This window comes from Cellulomonas sp. ATA003 (genome assembly GCF_031582905.1).
Lineage (GTDB): Bacteria > Actinomycetota > Actinomycetes > Actinomycetales > Cellulomonadaceae > Pengzhenrongella.
This window is the reverse complement of the sequence record NZ_CP133990.1, coordinates 2,531,353-2,551,736: the sequence shown is the minus strand read 5'-3', so window position 1 is coordinate 2,551,736 and position 20,384 is coordinate 2,531,353. Positions and strand designations below refer to the sequence as shown.

At 75.7% G+C, this 20,384-nt stretch carries 21 protein-coding genes and 5 pseudogenes; 24 read left to right on the top strand and 2 right to left on the bottom strand.

Annotated elements, in window-relative coordinates:
- Positions 1 to 15: 15 nt before the first annotated feature.
- Together REH70_RS12720 and REH70_RS12715 are read left to right on the top strand one after the other, a co-directional pair.
- Positions 16 to 285, top strand: coding sequence for a hypothetical protein (locus REH70_RS12720; protein ID WP_310747653.1), 270 nt, complete (start codon positions 16 to 18; stop codon positions 283 to 285).
- Complete coding sequence (locus tag REH70_RS12715) at positions 282 to 617, top strand: type II toxin-antitoxin system PemK/MazF family toxin (protein ID WP_310747651.1); 336 nt, start codon at positions 282 to 284, stop codon at positions 615 to 617. Before REH70_RS12720 ends, REH70_RS12715 begins: the two co-directional genes overlap by 4 nt.
- A 78-nt stretch (positions 618 to 695) precedes the next feature.
- Here the strand turns inward: REH70_RS12715 and REH70_RS12710 are convergent, their stop codons facing one another.
- Positions 696 to 1,319: a tryptophan-rich sensory protein gene (locus REH70_RS12710; RefSeq protein ID WP_310747649.1), complete on the bottom strand. Its 624-nt coding sequence runs from the start codon at positions 1,317 to 1,319 to the stop codon at positions 696 to 698.
- On the bottom strand, positions 1,316 to 1,474 hold the full coding sequence (locus tag REH70_RS12705) for a hypothetical protein (RefSeq protein ID WP_310747648.1): 159 nt from the start codon (positions 1,472 to 1,474) through the stop codon (positions 1,316 to 1,318). The genes REH70_RS12710 and REH70_RS12705 overlap by 4 nt, the downstream gene beginning before the upstream one ends.
- A gap of 168 nt (positions 1,475 to 1,642) precedes the next feature.
- Between REH70_RS12705 and REH70_RS12700 the strand changes: the two genes are divergently transcribed.
- The 22 genes and pseudogenes from REH70_RS12700 (at position 1,643) to REH70_RS12595 (ending at position 20,356) form a co-directional block, all read left to right on the top strand.
- The gene (locus tag REH70_RS12700; protein WP_396134526.1) at positions 1,643 to 2,338 is read left to right on the top strand and encodes an ATP-binding cassette domain-containing protein; all 696 of its coding nucleotides are present in this window, start codon (positions 1,643 to 1,645) and stop codon (positions 2,336 to 2,338) included.
- Positions 2,335 to 2,907 (top strand): hypothetical protein, encoded by a 573-nt coding sequence (locus tag REH70_RS12695; RefSeq protein ID WP_310747646.1) that lies wholly within the window; start codon positions 2,335 to 2,337, stop codon positions 2,905 to 2,907. Before REH70_RS12700 ends, REH70_RS12695 begins: the two co-directional genes overlap by 4 nt.
- Complete coding sequence (locus REH70_RS12690; RefSeq protein ID WP_310747644.1) at positions 2,799 to 3,986, top strand: DUF6297 family protein; 1,188 nt, start codon at positions 2,799 to 2,801, stop codon at positions 3,984 to 3,986. The genes REH70_RS12695 and REH70_RS12690 overlap by 109 nt, the downstream gene beginning before the upstream one ends.
- Positions 3,983 to 4,536 (top strand): annotated as a pseudogene (gene rsmD / locus REH70_RS12685) (16S rRNA (guanine(966)-N(2))-methyltransferase RsmD). Before REH70_RS12690 ends, rsmD begins: the two are co-directional and overlap by 4 nt.
- Before the next feature lie 47 nt (positions 4,537 to 4,583).
- The gene (gene coaD, locus REH70_RS12680; protein ID WP_310747642.1) at positions 4,584 to 5,087 is read left to right on the top strand and encodes a pantetheine-phosphate adenylyltransferase; all 504 of its coding nucleotides are present in this window, start codon (positions 4,584 to 4,586) and stop codon (positions 5,085 to 5,087) included.
- A complete protein-coding gene (locus REH70_RS12675) occupies positions 5,084 to 5,629 on the top strand; it encodes a hypothetical protein (protein WP_310747641.1) in 546 nt (181 codons plus the stop codon). The genes coaD and REH70_RS12675 overlap by 4 nt, the downstream gene beginning before the upstream one ends.
- Positions 5,630 to 5,868: 239 nt before the next feature.
- The gene (locus tag REH70_RS12670) at positions 5,869 to 6,411 is read left to right on the top strand and encodes a YceD family protein (RefSeq protein ID WP_396134749.1); all 543 of its coding nucleotides are present in this window, start codon (positions 5,869 to 5,871) and stop codon (positions 6,409 to 6,411) included.
- Between the two features lie 2 nt (positions 6,412 to 6,413).
- A complete protein-coding gene (gene rpmF / locus REH70_RS12665; protein ID WP_310747638.1) occupies positions 6,414 to 6,608 on the top strand; it encodes a 50S ribosomal protein L32 in 195 nt (64 codons plus the stop codon).
- Positions 6,609 to 6,624: 16 nt separating this feature from the next.
- On the top strand, positions 6,625 to 7,323 hold the full coding sequence (rnc, locus tag REH70_RS12660; protein ID WP_310747637.1) for a ribonuclease III: 699 nt from the start codon (positions 6,625 to 6,627) through the stop codon (positions 7,321 to 7,323).
- A gap of 3 nt (positions 7,324 to 7,326) precedes the next feature.
- Positions 7,327 to 8,261, top strand: a pseudogene (mutM, locus tag REH70_RS12655) (bifunctional DNA-formamidopyrimidine glycosylase/DNA-(apurinic or apyrimidinic site) lyase).
- Between the two features lie 1,515 nt (positions 8,262 to 9,776).
- The gene (locus REH70_RS20710; protein WP_396134525.1) at positions 9,777 to 11,123 is read left to right on the top strand and encodes a ribonuclease E/G; all 1,347 of its coding nucleotides are present in this window, start codon (positions 9,777 to 9,779) and stop codon (positions 11,121 to 11,123) included.
- Positions 11,018 to 12,283: a ribonuclease E/G gene (locus tag REH70_RS12645; RefSeq protein ID WP_396134748.1), complete on the top strand. Its 1,266-nt coding sequence runs from the start codon at positions 11,018 to 11,020 to the stop codon at positions 12,281 to 12,283. The genes REH70_RS20710 and REH70_RS12645 overlap by 106 nt, the downstream gene beginning before the upstream one ends.
- Positions 12,284 to 12,495: 212 nt before the next feature.
- On the top strand, positions 12,496 to 12,804 hold the full coding sequence (gene rplU / locus REH70_RS12640) for a 50S ribosomal protein L21 (RefSeq protein WP_310754279.1): 309 nt from the start codon (positions 12,496 to 12,498) through the stop codon (positions 12,802 to 12,804).
- Positions 12,805 to 12,871: 67 nt separating this feature from the next.
- A complete protein-coding gene (gene rpmA / locus REH70_RS12635; RefSeq protein WP_310747633.1) occupies positions 12,872 to 13,123 on the top strand; it encodes a 50S ribosomal protein L27 in 252 nt (83 codons plus the stop codon).
- A 172-nt stretch (positions 13,124 to 13,295) separates the two neighbouring features.
- Positions 13,296 to 14,836: pseudogene (gene obgE, locus REH70_RS12630) on the top strand (GTPase ObgE).
- 115 nt (positions 14,837 to 14,951) lie between these two features.
- Positions 14,952 to 16,106 carry a glutamate 5-kinase gene (gene proB / locus REH70_RS12625; protein WP_310747631.1) on the top strand — a complete coding sequence of 385 codons (1,155 nt, stop codon included), beginning with the start codon at positions 14,952 to 14,954 and terminating at the stop codon, positions 16,104 to 16,106.
- Positions 16,107 to 16,425: 319 nt separating this feature from the next.
- A complete protein-coding gene (locus tag REH70_RS12620) occupies positions 16,426 to 17,799 on the top strand; it encodes a glutamate-5-semialdehyde dehydrogenase (protein ID WP_310747630.1) in 1,374 nt (457 codons plus the stop codon).
- Between the two features lie 107 nt (positions 17,800 to 17,906).
- Positions 17,907 to 18,059 carry a hypothetical protein gene (locus REH70_RS12615; protein ID WP_310747629.1) on the top strand — a complete coding sequence of 51 codons (153 nt, stop codon included), beginning with the start codon at positions 17,907 to 17,909 and terminating at the stop codon, positions 18,057 to 18,059.
- A 23-nt stretch (positions 18,060 to 18,082) separates the two neighbouring features.
- Positions 18,083 to 18,687 (top strand): annotated as a pseudogene (gene nadD, locus REH70_RS12610) (nicotinate-nucleotide adenylyltransferase).
- Positions 18,680 to 19,249 (top strand): hypothetical protein, encoded by a 570-nt coding sequence (locus tag REH70_RS12605; RefSeq protein WP_310747628.1) that lies wholly within the window; start codon positions 18,680 to 18,682, stop codon positions 19,247 to 19,249. The pseudogene nadD and the gene REH70_RS12605 overlap by 8 nt, the downstream one beginning before the upstream one ends.
- Entirely contained in the window at positions 19,246 to 19,656 is a 411-nt protein-coding gene (rsfS, locus tag REH70_RS12600; protein WP_310747626.1) for a ribosome silencing factor, read from the top strand. The genes REH70_RS12605 and rsfS overlap by 4 nt, the downstream gene beginning before the upstream one ends.
- Positions 19,566 to 20,356: pseudogene (locus REH70_RS12595) on the top strand (histidine phosphatase family protein). The gene rsfS and the pseudogene REH70_RS12595 overlap by 91 nt, the downstream one beginning before the upstream one ends.
- Positions 20,357 to 20,384 lie beyond the last annotated feature (28 nt).

The window sequence follows — 20,384 nt, the reverse complement described above, 5'->3', positions numbered from 1 at the left end:
GGTATACTTGACGGTATGGCTGACATGACCACCATCAAGGTGCCGCGTGAGCTGCGAGACCGCCTGGCCGGACGTGCGGCCAGGACCCGGACGACGCTGGCGAGCGCGATCGCGGAGGCGCTGGATCAGGTCGAGGAACGGGAGTTCTGGGCCCAGGCACGCGCGGCCAACGCGTCCGTCCCCGCCCCGGTCCTCGAGGAGCACCGGGTCGTCGACGCGGGTGTCGCGCTCGACGACCTCGTGGACCCGGACGACGAGGCGGTCAGCAGGGCCGGCGGCTGGTGAACCGCGGCGACATCCTCCTCGCCGACCTGGGTCCGGCGGTGGCGCACGAGCAAGCCGGCGCCCGACCGGTGCTGATCCTCAGCGCCCAGCCGTGGCTCGACTCGAGCCCTCCGGTCGTCGTGGTCGTCCCGCTGACCCGGACGCGGTGGGACTCGCCGACGAGGATCGAGGTCGAGCCCGGCGCCTCGGGGCTCGCGGAGACGAGCTACCTGCGGTGCGAGGACGTCCGGGCCATCTCCCCGGACCGTCTCGGTCGCCGCTTCGGCGCCGTCGACCCGTTGGTGCTGCTGCGCGTCGAGGCCGTCGTGCGCCGGCTGCTGGCTCTCGGGTGACGCCACCGGAGGGAGCGAGCGGTCCCCGGCCGACGGCGGTCGACCCGTGCCCACGCCCGTGGTGCGGCTCGCGGCCCGTCAGCCCCGCGCGCGCTGGGCGCTGTCGCCGGAGCGGGCGGTGCGCAGCCGCACGACGACCGCCGACCCGAGGGTGACCGCCGCGGCGACCCCGGCCGTGATCGCGACCGTCGTGTCGCGCGGCTCGTCCGTGGTCCGTGCGATCGCGACCCAGGTCAGGCCCCAGGCGAGTGCGAGCGCGATCCCGAGGCGGCCCCGGGTGTACAGCGCGTAGCCGAGGCCGATGACGGCGGCCGCGACCAGCAGGACGACCGACCAGCCGGTCGCGCCCAGGCCGAGCTCACCGACGTCCGAGCTCGCCATCGCGGCGGCGGTGTTGGCGATCGTCGCGATCGTCACCCAGCCCAGGTACAGGCCGAACACGAAGTCGACGACGAGCGCGTCGACGCGTGACCGCGGCGGCGCGTCCAGGCAGATGAGCAGGATCCACACGAGGTTGGCCAGCAGCGCGAAGATCACCGCAACGCTGCCCCACAGCAGGTCCGCCTGGACGACGCCGATCCACGCCGCGTTGAGCAGCATCGACAGCGCGGCGAGCCAGCCCATCCGCCGCTGGCGCGGGTCGCTCCGCTGCCCGGGCAGCGCCTGCCACACCGCGTACGCGAGCAGGCCGGTGTAGATCACCGACCAGATCGAGAAGGCGGGGAGCCGGGCGCGACCGGGGTCGCGTCGGCGGACAGCGCGCCCCCGGCGGTCTGGGCGATCGGCTCGCCGCCGAAGGCGCCGGACCCGACCGTGGCGCCCACGGTGGCGAGGACGGCGAGGACGAGGACGCCCACCTGGCGGACGACGTCGGAGGGGGTGGCGGGGAGGAGGACATGCCTCGAGCCTCTCCGGTCCGCGGGTGGGCCGCACCTCGGTCGCCGCCCGACGACACCTCGGGCCGGTGCGGTGGGCACCGCGGGCACGCCCACGACCGGCCCGCCGCGCTGGCTAGGGTGACGCACGTGCTGACCGACCCCGCCGTCCGGGCCGACTCCCTGCTCGTCGGGTACGGCGGTGAGCCGGTGTGCGCCTCGGTCACCTTCACGCTCGAACCCGGCCGGGCGATGGCGCTCGTCGGGCCCAACGGGTCCGGCAAGTCGACCGTCCTGCGGGCCGTGCTCGGTCTGCTCGAGCCCGCGGGCGGCGCCCTGGAGGTCCTCGGCAGCGAGGTCGACGAGCGCGACGGGGCGTTCCGCGCGCAGGTCGCCAGCGTGCTCGACGACGACGCCTGGTTCCCGGCGCTCACGGTCGCCGAGCACCTCGTGCTCACCGCGAGCGGGCACGGCGTCCCCGAGCCCCTGGCGGTCGTCGACGGGCTCCTGGCGGACTTCGGGCTGGCCGGGCACCGGGACGTGCTGCCGGCGACGCTCTCCTCGGGCCAGCGACGGCGCCTGCTCCTCGCCGCGGGCTTCGCCCGACCCCGCCGGCTGCTCGTGCTGGACGAGCCGGAGCAGCGCCTCGACCAGCGGATGCGCGCCGCGCTCGCCGCACGGCTGCAGGCCGAGACGGCCGCCGGGGGCGCCGTGCTGCTCGCGACCCACGACCCCGAGCTGCTCGCCGCGGTCGCCGACGCCGCCGTGCTGGTCGGCGACGACCGGTCCGTCGTCCTCGACGTCCCGGACGCCGTGCACGCCATCCGTGCGGAGCCGACGCGGTGAGGCACCCGAGCGACCCGGACGTGGCCGGCTCCGACCTCGGCGACCCGGACCTCGGCGTCCCGGACGGCGTCGACCCGCAGGGTGTCGACCCGCTCGACCTGGACCCGCTCGACCGGCCCGTCCCCACCGGACGCGCGGTGCGCCGGTACACCGCGGCCGTGGCACGGCAGCGCGGCGGCGCGTCGGTCGGGTCTTTGCTCGTCGACGTCTACAGCGTGCTCATCACGACGGTGATCGGGATCGGGGTCGCCGTCGGGGTGGTGGACGGCGTCCGTGACGCCCTGCCGGTGGACCCCGGGGCGCCGGTCACCGGCCCGGAGGTCAGCCTGCCGACCCTGGGCGCCCTGCTCGTCCTCGGCCTCGCCGGCACCGTGCTGTCCCTCGCCGGCCGGCTCGGCCCGGTCGGGGTCGGGGAGCGGAGGCGACGTGGTGGCTCACCCTGCCGGTGGGTCGGCGCGCGTTGCTGCGGCCGGCGGCGACCCGGTTGCCGCTGCTGGCCGCGGCGGTCGGCGTCGTCGTGGTCCCGCTGCTCGACCTCGCGGTGCGTGACGCCGAGCCGCCCTCCCTGACCCGGGCGGTCACCGTGGCCGCCGTGGGTGGCCTCGGGGCGGCGGCGGTCGTGCTCGGCGCCGGCGTCGGGCAGACGCTCGGCGCCGCGCGTCGCCGGATCGCGACCGTCGGTGACGTGCTCGTGGCCCTGGTGCCGGTGCTCGCGCTGACCGCCGCGGTCACCGGGCTGCACCTCGAGCGGCTGCCCACGCCCGGACCGGTGACCGTCGGGGTGCTGCTCGGGGTCGTCGTCGTCGCCGGCGTGGTGCTCGACCGCCGGCTCGAGCACGTCCCGGCCCGCCGCCTGCGGGAGAGCGGATCGGTCGCGAGCCAGGCGGTCGGGGCCCTCATCTCGCTCGACTCGCGTGAGCTGGGCCGCACGCTCACCGAGGGCACCGGCGCCCGACGACGCCGCCGCAGCGCCCGGCTGCGCATGGTGCGCTCGCCGGGGATCGCCCTGGTCACGGCCGACGCGCTCCTCCTCGCCCGCTCCGGCCGGCACCTCGTCCAGCTCGCCGCGACGGCGGCCGTGCCCGCGATCGTCCTGGCGGTGCCCCGGCTGCACACGCCCGTCGTGGTGCTGCCCGCGCTGCTCGCCGCCGGGTACGTCGCGACGCTCGCGACTGCGGAGGGCTCCCGGCGCGCCGAGATGGCGCCCGTGGTCGACCGGCTGCTGCCCCTCGGTGCACGAGGGGTGCGCCGGTTGCGGATGGTCGTGCCCGCGGTCGCGATGCTGGCCTGGTCGGTCGTGGCCTTCGCGCCGCTGGCCCTGCTCGGGGCCGACGTCGCGTCGTGGGTGTCGCTCGGTGTCGCGGCGTCGCCGGTGTGGGCCGGCGCGGCGGTGCGAGCGGCGTACCGACCGCCGCCGGACTGGTCCGGGCCGCTCGTCGCGACCCCCGCCGGCGCGCTCCCGCTCGGCGCGGCGGTCGTGCTGTCCCGGGGGCCGGACGTCGTCGTGCTGGGCCTGGTGCCCGTCCTCGTCGCGGTCTCGCTCGGGACCGTCGTCCCGGGGATCGTCGTCGCCCAGGTCGTGGTGTCGGCGGTCGTGGTCGCGGTGTGCGCCCACCTTCCGGACGAGCCGCGTAGCGTGACGCCGTGACCAGGGTGGTGGCCGGGACGGCCGGCGGACGCACGCTGCGGGTCCCGCCGAAGGGCACCCGGCCCACGAGCGACCGGGTCCGCGAGGCGCTGTTCTCCCGGCTGGAGCACCTCGGGGCCGTCGACGGCGCCCGGGTCCTGGACCTGTTCGCCGGGTCCGGCGCGCTCGGCATCGAGGCCGCGAGCCGGGGCGCGACCGCGGTGACCCTCGTCGACTCGGCGCGGGCGGCCACCGACGTGTGCCGCCGCAACGTCGCGACCTTGGGCCTGGCCGGCGTGCAGGTCGTGACCCAGCGCGCCGAGCGCTTCGTGCAGGCCCTCCCGTCGCGCCGTGGGACCTCGTCCTCGTCGACCCGCCCTACGAGCTGGGCGACGTCGAGCTCGCCGCCGTGCTCGACGGCCTGGCGGCACCCGGAGCGCTGGCCGACGACGCCGTCGTCGTCGTCGAGCGGTCCTCGCGCAGCGCCGAGCCGACCTGGCCGGCCGGGATCGACCGCACCGACCGCCGCGCCTACGGCGAGACCGTCGTGTGGTTCGCGTCGCCGGCCTGACGGCCGGCATACGTCGCCGGCCTGACGGCTGGCATACCCTGACGCCCGTGACCGTCGCCGTCTGCCCCGGGTCCTTCGACCCCATCACGCTCGGGCACCTGGACGTCGTCCGGCGGGCCCGCGCGATGTTCGACGAGGTCGTCGTGGGCGTCGCCCGCAACTCCTCCAAGAGCGCCCTGCTCACCCTCGAGCAGCGCGTCGAGCTCGCCCGCGCCGCTGTGGCGGGCCTGCCCGGCGTGCGCGTCGAACCGGTGCCGGGGCTGCTCAGCGAGTTCTGCCGCGACGTCGGAGCCGCGGCCGTGGTCAAGGGGCTGCGCGGCGGCGCCGACGTCGACCACGAGGTCCCGATGGCGCTCATGAACCGCCACCTCACCGGTGTGGAGACCGTGTTCGTCCTCGGTGACCCGGCGCTCGCGCACATCGCGTCGTCGCTGGTCAAGGACGTGGCGCGGCACGGAGGCGCCGTCGGCGACCTCGTGCCCGCCGGTGTGGAGCACGCCGTACGCGACGCGCTGGGCGCCCTGCCCGCGCAAGGAGGGATGACCCGATGACCGACAGCTACCCCGAGTCCGAGCTCGAGTTCGACCGGACCCAGCCCGAGGGCCTGACCGGGATCCTCGACGCGCTCGCCGCGTCGATCACCCAGGCCCGGGCGATGCCGATGTCGTCCTCGGTGCTCGTCAACCGGGTCGAGCTGCTCGACCTCGTGGACCAGGCCCGGGAGGTGCTGCCCACCCAGCTCGGCCGCGCCGACGAGCTGCTCGCGGCCGCGGACGCCGCGCGCGTCGCGGCGCAGGTGGAGGCGGAGTCCATCGTCGCCGCCGCCCACCAGCGCGCCGCCGAGCTCGTCGAGGTCGACGCGATCTCCCACGCCGCGCGCGGCCGGGCCGCGGAGATCGTCGCCGAGGCGGAGCGGGTCGCCGAGGGGTTGCGCCGCGACGCCGACGAGTACTGCGACCGCCGGCTCGCCGCCTTCGAGGGCGACCTCGAGCGGCTCCTGACCCAGGTCGGCGCGGGACGGGCGAAGCTCGCGTCCCGGTTGGGGGCCGACGCCGACGCCGACACCGGCAGCGACTCCCGCAGCGGCGTCTGAGCGGCGTCCGCGGCGGCGACGACGACCGTCCGGGGGTCCGGCTGACCCTGTGACGCGCGACACCACCGCCGCGCGTGCGCCGCTGGACCGCCCGGCCGGGCGCGGCCCTGGTGCCCGGGCGCGTGCCGCCATGGCGTAGCATCGTCCGTTGGTCCGGCCGGTTCCGGCGGATCCGACCCCGACCCGACTGGATCGCCACCGTGGACAGCACCCGTCACCTCGACCCGCGCTCGCCGCTCGTGCTGGACACGCACGAGCTCGGCCGGCGCCCGGGTTCGATGCGCCGCGTGCAGGTCACGGTGCCCGCTCCGGAGCACCTCGGGACCGAGGTCATCGGCATCCCCACCGGCAGCGACCTCGAGCTGGATCTCCGGCTCGAGGCCGTCATGGAGGGCGTGCTCGTCAGCGGGAACGTCCGCGGGCGGGCCATCGGGGAGTGCGTGCGCTGTCTGGAGGAGGTCGTCGAGGACATCGACGTCCCGATCCAGGAGCTGTACGCCTACCCCGAGCGCGTCAAGGCGGCGACCGACGCCGGCGACGAGGAGGAGGACGAGGTCCGCGAGCTCGATGGCGACCTCCTCGACATCGAACCCGCGGTCCGCGACACCGTCGTGCCTGCGCTACCGTTCCAGCCGCTGGACGACCCCGACTGCCCGGGCCTGTGCTCGGAGTGCGGGGCCCGACTGGCGGACGACCCTGACCACTCGCATGAGATCCTTGACCCCCGCTGGGCCGAGCTGAACCGGCTCCAGGGCATGTTCGACGAGACGAAAGAGAGCTAGCCGTGGCTGTTCCGAAGCGCAAGATGTCGCGCAGCAACACCCGTGCGCGTCGGTCGCAGTGGAAGACCACTGCCACGACGCTCACCACCTGCCCGCAGTGCAAGAGCCAGACGATGCCGCACACCGCGTGCCCGACGTGCGGGGCCTACAAGGGCCGGACGTACGCCGAGGCCGTGCGCACCGAGCACGCCAACTGACGTCCGCCGGTCCGTCATGAAGGCCGCGCCGTCGGCCGACGGGCTCCTCGAGAAGCTCGGGATCCACCTGGATCCCGAGCTTCTCGTGCTCGCGCTGACCCACCGATCGTTCGCCCACGAGGCGGGCGGGATCCCCACCAACGAGCGCCTGGAGTTCCTCGGCGACTCGGTGCTCGGACTGGTCGTGACCGAGGCCCTCTACCGCCGTCACCCGGACGTGAGCGAGGGCGAGCTCGCCAAGATGCGGGCCGCGACGGTGTCCCAGCGCGCGCTCGCCGCCACCGCACGCGTGCTGGGGCTCGGTGACTACGTGCTTCTCGGCAAGGGCGAGGTCACGACCGGGGGAGCGGACAAGGACTCGATCCTGTCCGACACCCTCGAGGCGCTCTTCGGCGCCGTCTACCTCGCCCACGGCCTCGAGCCCGCGCGCGCGCTCGTCGAGCGCCTCGTCGGCCCGACCCTGGAGGCAGCCGCCGACCTCGGCGCCGGCCTGGACTGGAAGACGTCGCTCCAGGAGCTCGCGGCCGCGCTCGGGCTCGGCGCGCCCGAGTACGACGTCCGGGGCTCCGGACCCGACCACGCCCGCACGTTCACCGCCCGGGTGCTGCTGGGCGGCGACGTCCGCGGCGAGGGCACCGGGACGTCGAAGAAGATCGCGGAGCAGGTCGCCGCCACCGTCGCGTACCGCGCGCTGCGCGACCTCCCGGCCCCCTGAGCCGTGCCCGAGCTGCCGGAGGTCGAGACGGTCCGTGACGGCCTCGCCCGCCATGTCCTGGGACGCGCCGTCGAGCACGTCGAGGTCCGGCGCGACTACAGCGTGCGTCGCCAGACCGGTGGCCCCGGGGCGTTCGTCGAGGCCCTCACCGGACGCCGCCTCGACGCGGCGGTCCGGCGCGGGAAGTACCTGTGGCTGCTGCTCGACCCCGTCGGGTCGACCGGGCGCCATGCCGCCGACGCCCCCGACTCCGCACTCCTCGCGCACCTGGGCATGAGCGGGCAGCTCCTGGTGCGGCACGCGGGGAGCCCTCGGTCGTCGCCCCGCACCTGCGGGTGCGCCTGGCGCTCGACGACGGCGGCCACCTCGACTTCGTGGACCAGCGCACCTTCGGCCACCTGGCGGTGACCGCGCTCGTCCCCACCGCCGACGCCGCCCCGGGCGGCCAGGGCTCGGCGGTCGCCGCCGTGCCGGAGCCGGCGGTCCACATCGCCCGTGACCTGCTCGACCCCGCGCTGGACCGGCCCGCGCTCGTCGAGGCGGTCCGCCGCAAGCGCACGGGCATCAAGCGAGCGCTCCTCGACCAGACGCTCGTCTCCGGGATCGGCAACATCTACGCCGACGAGGCGCTGTGGCGTGCCCGCCTGCACTACGCCCGCCCGACCGACACCCTGCGCCGCGCCGAGGTGACCCGCGTGCTCGACGCCGCCGCGGAGGTCATGGCGCAGGCCCTCGCTGCGGGCGGGACGAGCTTCGACGCGCTCTACGTCAACGTCAACGGCGCGTCCGGGTACTTCGACCGGTCCCTCGCCGTCTACGGCCAGGCGGGTCGTCCGTGCCCGCGGTGCGGCACGCCCGTCCGGCGCGACGAGTTCATGAACCGGTCGGCCTTCACGTGCCCGGTGTGTCAGCCCCGGCCGCGCAACGGCCGCTGGTGAGCGTGTCGCGGATCACCCCTCAGGCCCCTGTGCGATACTGACGACGGCTCGAGGGCGTCCACACCGCCCACCCGACCAGACCGTGCTTGTCGATGGCTCGCCGCATCCGCGGCCGCCGCGCGCCGCCGCCCCACCAGGGCGATCTGGCAGCGCAGGCGCCGCCCCTGTGGCCTGCATCGGCCGACGACTTCCGTCGCCGCGTCCCACGACGCGAGCGACGACCGACCGCCCGAAGGCGCCGTGGTGTGGACGGAGCCGACGGGCACACAGGAGTACCACCCGTGACGTCCGACACCAGCAACACCCCGGTCGAGCCGGCTGCCCCGAGCAAGCCCGTCCGCCGCCGCGCGACCCGGAAGGCCGCCGCCCCCGCGGCGCCCGACAGCAGCACCGAGAGCACGAGCACCCCGTCGGCGACGAGCTCGCCGACCGGCACCGCGCCGACCGAGACCGCGCCGGGCGGACCGGTCGCGGCCGAGCCCGCCGCCGCGTCGGCCGGCTCGACCGTCGGCGCCCCCGCGGGGGACGGCGCCCCCGCAACCCCGGCGGGCGAGGACGCCCCTGCCGCCCCGAAGCGGACCCGCGCCCGCCGTGCGACCACCGCCCGTGCCGCCGCGCCCACCGACACCAGCACGGCCGCCGCCGACGTCGCCCCGACGTCCGACGCCCCTGCGTCGACGGCCGCCGCCACGGGGAGTCCGCCGCGACCGAGGAGGCCGCCCCCGCGAAGGCACCGGCCAAGCGCGCGACCCGCAGCCGGGCCAAGAAGCCCGTCGCCGCGCAGCCGGCCGAGACCGCGCCCGCGGCCGACGCCGAGCCCGGCGTCGTGACCGACGCACCGGCCGAGGCACCGTCGGCGCCCGTGCTGGACGTGCTCGCCGCCTTCGGGGCCGACCGTGCCGCGGCCGCCCCCGCACCGACGGAGGGCCCGCGCACCGACGCCGCCGATTCGGCGGACTCCACGGACTCCACCGACGCCACGGAGGCCGAGGAGGAGACCGAGGGGACCGTCGAGTCGCCCGAGGCGGCCACCGGCACGAAGCTCGCGACCACCGCGCTGCTCTTCCAGGCGCCGGACCCCACCGCGACCACGCGGCCCAAGCGGCGCCGCGTCGTCGCGCAGGCGGGCCCGCCGCAGTTCATCGTCCCGCAGACCGTGTCCGGGCCGGAGGACGAGGCCCCCTCCGACGCCGCTGCCCCCGACGCCACGCCGAGCCGCGCCGCCGACGCGGCCGAGCCGCCCGCGTCCCAGGGTGCGGCCGAGCCGCGTCGCCGCGGGCGCCGCGCGACCCGCACCACGGCCGCGCCCGCACCGGTCGAGGACGCCGCGTCGGATGCCGCTGCGGTCAACCCCGAGCAGTCCGCACCGACCGCGCCCGCCGCCGAGGAGACCGCCGAGTCCGCACCCGCCGAGGCTGCGCCGTCCCGACGCGGGGGCGCCGCCGCGGCTCGCGATCGGCCGGGGCTGCCGCGCCCGAGCCGGCGGCTGACGACACCACGGACGCCGACGACGAGGTGTCCGCACCCGACGCGACGGGCGAGACGGTCGGCGAGCCCCGCGGGGCCGGCGCCGACCAGGCCGACACCGACGCGACCGACCGGACCGACGACGACGACTCCGAGTCCGACTCCGACTCCGACGGCGAGGGTCCCCAGGACGACGGCCCCCGCCGGCGCCGCCGTCGTGGTGGCCGCGGACGCCGCAGCCGCTCGGGCGGCGACGCGGACGGTCGGCGTCCGTCCGACGACGAGGACGACACCGAGGACGACACCGAGGACGCGACCGGCGCCGAGGGTGCCGACGACGCGTCCGACGGGACCGACGAGCAGGACTCCGCATCGGGCGAGGGTGACGGCGAGGAGGGCACCGGCTCGAGCCGCCGTCGTCGGCGCCGTCGCCGGGGCGGTCGCGGTGGCGACGCCGCCGAGGCCGAGCCCGAGGCCGCTCCGGCCCGCGCGCCCCGGGCCGCGCGGGCGCCGTCCGACGAGGTCACCGCGCTGCGCGGCTCGACCCGCCTCGAGGCCAAGCGCCAGCGCCGCCGCGAGGGCCGCGACGCCGGACGCCGCCGCCAGATCATCACCGAGTCGGAGTTCCTGGCCCGCCGCGAGTCGGTGGACCGGACCATGGTCGTGCGCGAGGCCGACGGCCGCACGCAGATCGCCGTGCTCGAGGACGGCGTCCTCGTCGAGCACTACGTCTCCAACCAGGCGCAGGCGTCGATGGCCGGCAACGTGTACCTGGGCCGCGTCCAGAACGTGCTGCCGTCCATGGAGGCCGCGTTCATCGACGTCGGCAAGGGCCGCAACGCGGTGCTGTACGCCGGTGAGGTCAACTGGGACGCCGCCGGGATGGAGGGGCAGCCGCGCCGGATCGAGCAGGCGCTGAAGTCCGGCGACTCGGTGCTCGTGCAGGTCACGAAGGACCCGATCGGGCACAAGGGCGCCCGTCTCACCTCGCAGGTCACGCTGGCCGGCCGCTACCTCGTGTACGTGCCCGGCGGCGGCATGACCGGCATCTCCCGCAAGCTCCCGGACAACGAGCGGGCGCGGCTGAAGAAGCTGCTCCGCGAGATCGTCCCGGACACCGCCGGCGTCATCGTGCGCACCGCGGCCGAGGGGGCGAGCGAGGAGGAGCTGCGCGCCGACATCGCCCGGCTCCAGGAGCAGTGGACCGCGATCGAGAAGAAGGCGAGGACGGCGTCGCCCCGGCCCTGCTCCAGGGCGAGCCCGACCTCGCGATCCGTGTCGTCCGCGACATCTTCAACGACGACTTCGGCTCGCTCGTCGTCCAGGGCGACGAGGCGTGGCAGACCATCTCCGGGTACATCGGTGCGCTCGCGCCCGACCTCGCCCAGAAGGTGAGCCGGTGGACCGCCGAGGGCGACGTCTTCTCGGCGCACCGTGTCGACGAGCAGCTCGCCAAGGGCATGGACCGCAAGGTCTGGCTGCCGTCGGGTGGGTCGCTCGTCATCGACCGGACCGAGGCGATGACCGTCGTCGACGTCAACACCGGCAAGTTCACCGGCTCGGGCGGAACGCTCGAGGAGACGGTGACCCGCAACAATCTCGAGGCCGCCGAGGAGATCGTCCGGCAGCTCCGCCTGCGGGACATCGGCGGCATCATCGTCATCGACTTCATCGACATGGTGCTCGAGCTCAACCGGGACCTCGTGCTGCGCCGTCTCGTGGAGTGCCTGGGGCGCGACCGGACGAAGCACCAGGTCGCCGAGGTCACGTCGCTCGGGCTCGTGCAGATGACGCGCAAGCGGGTGGGTCAGGGCCTGGTCGAGGCGTTCAGCGAGACCTGCGAGCACTGCAACGGTCGCGGCTTCATCGTCCACAGCAACCCGATCGAGCGTGCGCCGGGGCAGGCGCAGCCCGCGCAGACCCAGACGCCGCAGCCGCCCGTGGGTGGCGACGCGCCGAAGCGGGCCCGAGGCAAGCGGGGCGCCGCCAAGGAGCAGGGTCCGGCCGTCCCGAGCGGGCTGCCGATGGTCCCCGTGCTCCCGGAGGCGCGCGAGGCCGTCAAGGCCACGCTCGCCACGATCGCCGCGGCCGCCGCGCACGCCCACGAGCACGACGAGCACGCCGCGGGACGCGACGGCGACGGCAAGCCCTCGGTGGCCCCCACGGCGGAGGAGCGGGCTGCCGCGACCGCCGCGGTGACCGAGGCGCTCGCCGCGCTGCAGGCCCTGCCCCCGGCCGCGGACACCACCCCCGCGGCCCCCTCTGCCCCCGCCGAGGGGCAGGTTGCGGAGCCCGTCGAGGACCCGGCCGGCGCCGAGGACCAGGTCGCGGAGCGCGTCGAGGACGCGGCCGGCGGTCCGGCCGACCCCGCCGATACCGGCGAGGTCGCGGCGGACGAGGACGACGGGCTCGCCCTCGTCCCGGTCGCCCCCGAGGTGTTCGACCTCGCGCCGGACGAGCAAAATGGCACGCCGGACGAGCAGGACGGCACGCCGGACGGCACGTCGGACGCCGCCCCGGAGCCGGCTCCTGAGGACGCCGGCGCCGGTCGCTGACCCGGTTCCTGCCGCCCTCGGCGCCGTCCGGTGCCCGGGGGCGGCAGGGCCCCGCGTGACCCGGTCGTCATTTGACCGGTGCGGAGCCAGTCCGTACTCTTGAATGCGGTGCGCATCGCGCGCGCTGATCCTGCGTGCCCGCGCCGCCGAACCGGTGAGCCGCCCAGCACGCCGCAGACGAAGCAGTGACCCGAGCAGAGATGAGCAGCAACGTGGTGTACGCGATTGTGAAGGCTGGCGGCCGCCAGGAGAAGGTCGCCGTCGGCGACGTCGTCGTCGTCGACCGTCGGGCCGAGAAGGCCGGCGCCACCGTCACGCTGCCCGCCCTCCTGCTCGTGGACGGGGAGACGGTGACCCACGACGCCGAGGCGCTCGCCAAGGTCACCGTCAGCGCGGAGGTCGTGCGGGACGAGAAGGGCCCGAAGATCGACATCCTCAAGTACAAGAACAAGACGGGCTACCGCGTGCGCAAGGGTCACCGTCAGCAGCTGACCCGCCTGCGGGTCACCGGCATCTCCTAAGCCTTCCCCGCGGCACTGGTCCGCAGGGTCCCCCTCCGTCCGCACGTAGCACGAAAGCAGGTTCGACATGGCACACAAGAAGGGCGCAAGCTCCTCTCGCAACGGCCGCGACTCCAACGCGCAGCGACTGGGCGTCAAGCGCTTCGGTGGCCAGGTCGTCAGCGCCGGCGAGATCATCGTCCGCCAGCGTGGCACCCACTTCCACCCCGGCCTCAACGTCGGCCGTGGCGGGGACGACACCCTGTTCGCGCTGACCCCGGGCGCGGTCCAGTTCGGCACGCGCCGTGGCCGCAAGGTCATCGACATCGTCCAGGCGTAGTCGCGACGCACAGCAGTGACACGAAGGGGCGCACCGGTGCGGTGCGCCCCTTCGTCGTCGGGTCGGCAGGTCGCCGGCCCGGCCGCAGGACCGGGGGACCCGGGCACGCGGGGGCGCAGTCGCGCCCCGTCGCCGTCCGGCCGTCGCCCCGTGGAGGACAGGAGGAGTAGCCGTGGCGACATTCGTCGACCGGGTCGTGCTGCACGCCACCGGCGGTGACGGCGGCCACGGGTGCGCGTCCATCCGCCGGGAGAAGTTCAAGCCCCTCGCCGGCCCCGACGGCGGCAACGGCGGCAACGGCGGCAGCGTCATCATCGAGGTGGACCCGCAGGTCACCACGCTCCTGCAGTTCCACCACTCGCCGCACCGCCACGCGCCGTCCGGCACGCAGGGCATGGGGGACTACCGCCAGGGCTCGACGGGGAGGACCTCGTCCTCGGGGTCCCCGACGGCACCGTCGTGAAGTCGCCGTCCGGGGAGGTCCTCGCCGACCTCGTCGGCGCGGGCGCGCGCTACGTCGTCGCCGCCGGCGGGCAGGGCGGCCTGGGCAACCACGCGCTCGCCTCGCAGCGCCGCAAGGCGCCGGGCTTCGCGCTGCTGGGCGAGCCCGGCTGGTCGCAGGACGTCGTCCTCGAGCTCAAGACGATCGCCGACGTCGCCCTCATCGGGTACCCGAGCGCCGGCAAGTCCAGCCTCGTCGCGGCCATGTCCGCCGCCCGCCCCAAGATCGCGGACTACCCGTTCACCACCCTCGTCCCCAACCTCGGCGTCGTGCAGGCCGGCGACGCCCGGTTCACCGTCGCCGACGTCCCCGGGCTCATCCCCGGCGCGAGCGAGGGCAAGGGCCTGGGCCTGGAGTTCCTGCGGCACATCGAGCGCTGCGCCGTGCTGGTGCACGTCCTCGACTGCGCGACCCTCGAGCCCGGACGCGACCCGCTGAGCGACCTGGACGTCATCGAGCACGAGCTCGCGGAGTACGGCGGTGACCTCGGCATCGAGGGCGGGCGCGTCCCGCTGTCGGAGCGGCTGCGCATGGTCGTGCTCAACAAGATCGACGTCCCCGAGGCGCGTGAGCTCGCCGACCTGGTCAAGCCGGACCTCGAGGCCCGCGGCCTGCGCGTCTTCGAGATCTCCGCGGTCAGCCACGAGGGACTGCGCCCGCTGACGTACGCGCTCGCCGAGCTCGTCGAGCAGTCACGCCGTGAGGCACCCGCGCCGGAGCCGACCCGCACCGTCCTGCGCCCGCGCGCCGTCGACGAGGCCGGGTTCACCGTGACCCGTCGCGAGGACGGCGGCCACGTGTACTTCCAGATCCGCGGCGCCAAGCCCGAGCGCTGGGTCCGCCAGACCCAGTTCTCCAACGACGAGGCCGTCGGCTACCTCGCCGACCGGCTCGCCCGGATCGGCGTCGAGGACGCGCTGTTCAAGGCGGGCGCCGTCGCGGGCGCCGAGGTGGTCATCGGCGACGGGGACAACGCCGTCGTCTTCGACTGGGAGCCCACGCTGATGACCGGCTCGGAGCTGCTCGGCGGGCCGCGCGGCACCGACCTGCGCCTCGAGGACGCCTCTCGGCCGACCCGTGCGGACAAGCGACGTGAGTACAAGGACCGCATGGACGCCAAGACCGAGGCGCGTCAGGAGCTGTGGACCGAGCGCGAGGCCGGCCTGTGGACCGACGACGACGCCCGCCCGGGCGAGGACGCGACCCGCTGAGGTCGACGTCCGGGCGCGGGCGCCGGGGCCCGGTTCACGGCCGCACCCCGGACCGGCGCCGCGCCCGCGTCCAGCCGGCGGAACCCGCGGCGTCCGAGGTCGCCGCCAGGAGAGGATGCGGGCCGTGAGCGCAGCACCGCAGGTGACCGGCCGGGCCGGCCTGCCCGACGCCCGGCGCGTCGTCGTCAAGGTCGGGTCGTCCTCGCTGACCGGTCCCGACGGGCGCCTCGACCCGCTCGCGCTGTGGTCCCTCGCGGACGTCCTCGCCGCGCGACGCGCGGCCGGCGGTCAGGTCGTCCTCGTGTCGTCCGGGGCGATCGCCGCCGCGCTCGGGCCGCTCGGCCTCACCGCCCGCCCGCGCGACCTGGCGACCGCGCAGGCGGCGGCGTCGGTCGGGCAGGGGCTGCTCGTCGCGCACTACACCGAGGCGTTCGCGCGGCACGGCCTGCGGGTCGGCCAGGTGCTGCTCACCGCGGAGGACACCATCCGGCGCGGACACTACCGCAACGCCGAGCGAGCCCTGACCCGGCTGCTCGACCTGGGCGTCGTCCCGGTCGTCAACGAGAACGACACCGTCGCGACCGACGAGATCCGGTTCGGCGACAACGACCGGCTGGCGGCTCTCGTCTCCCACCTGGTGCGCGCCGACGCGATGGTGCTGCTGACGGACGTGGACGCGCTCTACGACGGTCCGCCGTCGCGACCCGGGACCCGCCGCATCGCCGAGGTGACCGGCCCCGCCGACCTCGAGGGCATCGAGGTCACCGGCCGCGGCAGCGCCGTCGGCACCGGCGGGATGCTCACCAAGCTCGACTCGGTGGCGATCGCGACGGCGTCGGGCATCCCCGTCGTGCTCACCTCGGCCGCGCAGGCCGCCGACGCCCTCGCCGGCCGCGAGGTCGGCACCTGGTTCGCCGCCACCGGCCGGCGACGTTCGACCCGCCTGCTGTGGCTCGCCTACGCGGCCCGCACCCAGGGCCGCCTCGTGCTCGACGACGGCGCCGTCCGTGCGGTCAGCGGTGGCCTGGCCTCGCTGCTCCCGGCGGGCGTCGTCCGCGTCGAGGGGGACTTCGAGGCCGGTGACCCGGTCGACCTCGTCGGGCTGGACGGGCGCACGGTCGCCCGCGGGCTGGTGTCGTACGCCTCCGGTGAGCTGCCCGAGCTGCTCGGTCGCACGACCCCCGCGCTGCGCGCCGAGCTGGGGCCGGGGTACGACCGTGAGGTCGTGCACCGCGACGACCTGATCCTGGTCCGCCGCCCCCGCCGCTAACTGCCGTACTCGCCGTGGCCGCCGTGGCCGCCGTGGCCGCCGTGGCTGCTGATCCGGCGCGCGCACGCTCCCGTCGAGTGCGACGTTCCGCACCGTTGCGGGCCCGCCCTCCCGCCGAGTGCGACGTTCCGCACCCCATTCGGCCTCTGAACGGTTCACAACGTCACACTCGACCGGCGAACCCCGCCGAGTGCGACGTTCTGGATTCTGACGTCCCGGCTCGAACGGGCGGGGACGTCGCGCTCGAGCCGGGCCGGGTGGGTGGCCCGTAGGGGGCGGGGCACCGCGGAGGATGACCGGGCCGGACTACCCTGAGGGCATGACGACGCTCACCCCAGCCTCGAACGCGCCCGTCCCCGGGGCGGACGTCACCGCCGCCGACGCCGCCGCGGCGGGCACCGCGGTCCGGCCGGGGACCGCACCGTCGGACGCCGTGCGCGACGCCGTCCTGGACACCGCGCGCCGGGCGAAGGTCGCCGCCCGGGCGCTCGCCACCGCCACCCGGGCCACCAAGGACGCCGCCGTCCTCGCCCTCGCGGACGCGCTCGTCGCCGCGACCGACGAGATCGTCACCGCCAACGCCGACGACGTGCGCCGCGGCCGGGAGAGCGGCACGTCCGACGGGCTGCTCGACCGGCTCACGCTGACGCCCGAGCGGATCGTCACCATCGCCGACGCGCTGCGCGAGCTCGCCGCCCTGCCCGACCCGGTCGGCGAGGTCGTGCGCGGATCGACGCTGCCCAACGGCCTGCGGCTGCGGCAGGTCCGGGTCCCCATGGGCGTCGTCGGGATGATCTACGAGGCCAGGCCCAACGTCACGGTCGACGCCGCCGGGCTCGCGCTCAAGAGCGGCAACGCCGTGATCCTGCGCGGCGGCTCCGCGGCGGCCCGCTCCAACGAGGTCATCGTGTCGGTGCTGTCGCGTGCGCTCGTCGCCCAGGGGCTGCCGGCCGACGCCGTCCAGTCCATCGACGCGCACGGCCGCGAGGGCGCCATCGCGCTCATGCACGCCCGCGGCCTGGTCGACCTGCTCGTGCCGCGCGGCGGGGCCGACCTCATCCAGACCGTCGTCCGCGAGTCGACCGTCCCGGTCGTGGAGACCGGCACCGGCAACTGCCACGTGTACGTCGACGCGTCCGCCGACCCCGCGATGGCGCTGCCGATCCTGCTCAACTCCAAGACCCAGCGCACCGGGGTGTGCAACGCCGCGGAGACGCTGCTCGTGCACGCCGACGCCGCCCCCGCGTTCCTGCCGGCCGCGCTGGCCGCGCTGGCCGAGGCGGGCGTCGTCCTGCACGGGGACGAGCGCACCGCCGCCCTCGCGCCCGACGGCGTCGAGGTGCTGCCCGCGACCGACGACGACTGGGCGCGCGAGTACCTCGCGCTGGAGATCGCCGTCGGCGTGGTGGACGACCTGGACGCCGCCATCGAGCACATCCGCACCTGGACGTCCGGGCACACCGAGGCGATCGTGACGCGGGACCTCGCGTCGTCCGAGCGCTTCGTCGCCGAGCTCGACTCCGCGGCGATCATGGTCAACGCCTCGACCCGGTTCACCGACGGCGGCCAGCTCGGTCTCGGGGCCGAGATCGGCATCTCGACCCAGAAGCTCCATGCCCGCGGCCCGATGGGTCTGGCGGAGCTGACGACGACGAAGTGGGTCGTCCAGGGTGCGGGTCACATCCGCGGCTAGCGGCGCCCCCGCCGGGACGGGCGGCCACGCCCCGGCCGACGTGCGAGACTGGGGCCCGTCCGTGAGCGGGTGGCTCGCGGGCGCAAGAACACCACCAGGAGGATGACGTGAACGCTGCCCTGAGGCTCTCCGCGGAGGTCCACGAGCACGCGAACGAGCTGCCCGTCGACCCGGTCGTCTTCGGGCTCGGTGCCTTCGGTGGGCTGCTGGCGCTCCTGCTGGTGACGTACGCCTTCCGCAGCGTGGGGACGCGCCACTGACCGTCCGCGTCGCCGACGAGCCGATGGAGCAGCGACGGCCCCGCATCGGAGTCATGGGCGGCACGTTCGACCCCGTCCACCACGGGCACCTCGTCGCGGCCAGCGAGGTCGCCGCACGCTACGACCTCGACGAGGTCGTGTTCGTGCCGACCGCGATGCCCGTGTTCAAGCAGGAGCAGCGGGTGTCGCCCCCGAGGACCGCTACCTCATGACCGTCATCGCGACGGCCTCGAACCCGCGGTTCACGGTCAGCCGGGTCGACATCGACCGCGGCGGGGTCACCTACACCGTGGACACGCTGCGTGAGCTGTCTGCGGCGCGTCCGGACGCCGACCTGTTCTTCATCACCGGTGCGGACGCGATCGAGCAGATCCTGCGCTGGAAGGACTCCGACGAGGTGTTCCGGATGGCGCGGTTCGTCGCCGTGACGCGCCCCGGTCATCACCTGTCGCTCGACGGTCTCCCGGCCGACCGGGTGAGCGAGCTCGAGGTCCCCGCGCTGGCGATCTCGTCGACGGACATCCGCGTCCGCGCGGCCGCGGGGCACCCCGTCTGGTACCTCGTGCCCGACGGCGTCGTCCAGTACATCGCGAAGCACGGGCTGTACCGGGATCATGACGATGAGTGACGGATCGGGGGAGCGCCGACGCCGCCGCGAGCTCGCGCGCACCGAGACGCCCGCTGCCGGTGGCGCCGGCGGGGCGCCGCCCGTCGCCCTCGACGACGACGCGGCCGCCCCGCGTCCCGCCGGGGCGGACGACTCGCCCGCCCCTCCGGTCGACGACACGCCGGCGGCCCACGCGCTCGCCGCCGACCCGTCCGCCGGCCCCTCCGCCCAGCCGCGGCCGGTGTCGCGGCGCGAGCTGCGGGAGCGCGAGCGCCGGCTGACCGCGCCGGCGCCGTCCGCCGGCTCCACCGCCGTCGGTGGCGCCGAGGTCACCGGCCCGGCCGCGCCCCTCGACGACCACGCCGACGCTCACGCCGACGTCGACGCCGACGCCGACGCCGACGACGCACCGCAGCACTACACCCTCCGGCACTACGTCGCGATCGCGCTCGTCGCTGCCGGCTTCGGCTTCCTCGTCTGGACCCTCACCACCGGCGCGGACGACGCGGGCGCGACCAGCGCCGCGTGGTCCACCATCCCCTCGCTGCCGGAGCCCCCGGCCGCACACCAAGGAGAACTGTGACCGCCACCGACCGTGCCGTGGAGCTCGCGATCGCCGCAGCCCGCGCGGCGTCCGACCTCAAGGCCGACGAGATCATCGCCCTCGACGTGAGCGAGCAGCTCGTCCTCACCGACGTGTTCCTCATCGCGTCGGGGACCAACGAGCGGCAGGTCTCGGCCATCGTCGACGCCGTCGAGGAGGCGCTGCACCGTACGGGCGTCAAGGCGATCCGCCGCGAGGGCAAGAGCGAGGGCCGCTGGGTCCTGCTCGACTTCGGCGACATCGTCGTTCACGTCCAGCACGCCGAGGACCGCGTCTACTACGCCCTCGAGCGGCTGTGGAAGGACTGCCCCGTCATCGACCTCCCCGCGGACGCCCGCGGCGGCGACGGCGGGACGGAGCGCACCGAGACGGAGCGCGCCGAGTGACCGCCGGCACCGTCCTGCTGTGGCGGCACGGCCGGACGCCGCACAACGTCGCCCTGCGCCTGCAGGGTCAGGTCGACATCGCGCTCGACGACGTCGGGCACCGACAGGCCGCCGCCGCCGCCGCCGCGCTGGCCGACACGGTGACGGTCGACGCGATCGTGACGTCGGACCTCGGACGGGCCCGGTCCACCGCCGCGCACCTCGGTGACCGCACGGGTCACCGTCCGGTCGTGGACGCGCGCCTGCGGGAGCGCGGGTTCGGGCGCTGGGAGGGCCTGACCGGCGAGGAGATCTCCGCCGGGTGGCCCGAGCAGTACGCGGCGTGGCGCACCGGGGAGAGCCCGTCGGGGTCGACGCCGAGACCCGTGCCGACGTGGCCGGCCGCATGGTCGAGGCCGTGACGGAGCACGCCGCTCGGCTCGAGTCCTCGCAGACCCTCGTCGTCGTCTCGCACGGGGCGGCGATCACACTCGCGGTGACGGCCCTGCTCGGCCTGGACCCGCTGTGGCGGGGGATCGCCGGCCTGACGAACGCGCACTGGACCGAGCTGCGCCGCAACCCGCCCGGGGTCGAGCCGGGGTGGCGGCTGTTCGGCCACGACCTGGGGCCGTCGACCTCCATCGAGCAGTGGAACGCCGGCACGGCGCTCGACGCCGTCCCTGCGTTCGCGCCCGAGGTCGGGGCGCCCGCCGAGGCGTGACAGGCGCCACGTCCGGGTGGATTCGCTT

Coding starts and splice junctions, on each gene's coding strand:
- REH70_RS12720 (WP_310747653.1), top strand. CDS start 16: ATGGCTGACATGACCACCATCAAGGTGCCGCGTGAGCTGCGAGACCGC.
- REH70_RS12675 (WP_310747641.1), top strand. CDS start 5,084: ATGACCGACAGCTACCCCGAGTCCGAGCTCGAGTTCGACCGGACCCAG.
- rnc (WP_310747637.1), top strand. CDS start 6,625: ATGAAGGCCGCGCCGTCGGCCGACGGGCTCCTCGAGAAGCTCGGGATC.
- rpmA (WP_310747633.1), top strand. CDS start 12,872: ATGGCACACAAGAAGGGCGCAAGCTCCTCTCGCAACGGCCGCGACTCC.
- proB (WP_310747631.1), top strand. CDS start 14,952: ATGCGGGCCGTGAGCGCAGCACCGCAGGTGACCGGCCGGGCCGGCCTG.
- REH70_RS12620 (WP_310747630.1), top strand. CDS start 16,426: ATGACGACGCTCACCCCAGCCTCGAACGCGCCCGTCCCCGGGGCGGAC.
- REH70_RS12605 (WP_310747628.1), top strand. CDS start 18,680: ATGAGTGACGGATCGGGGGAGCGCCGACGCCGCCGCGAGCTCGCGCGC.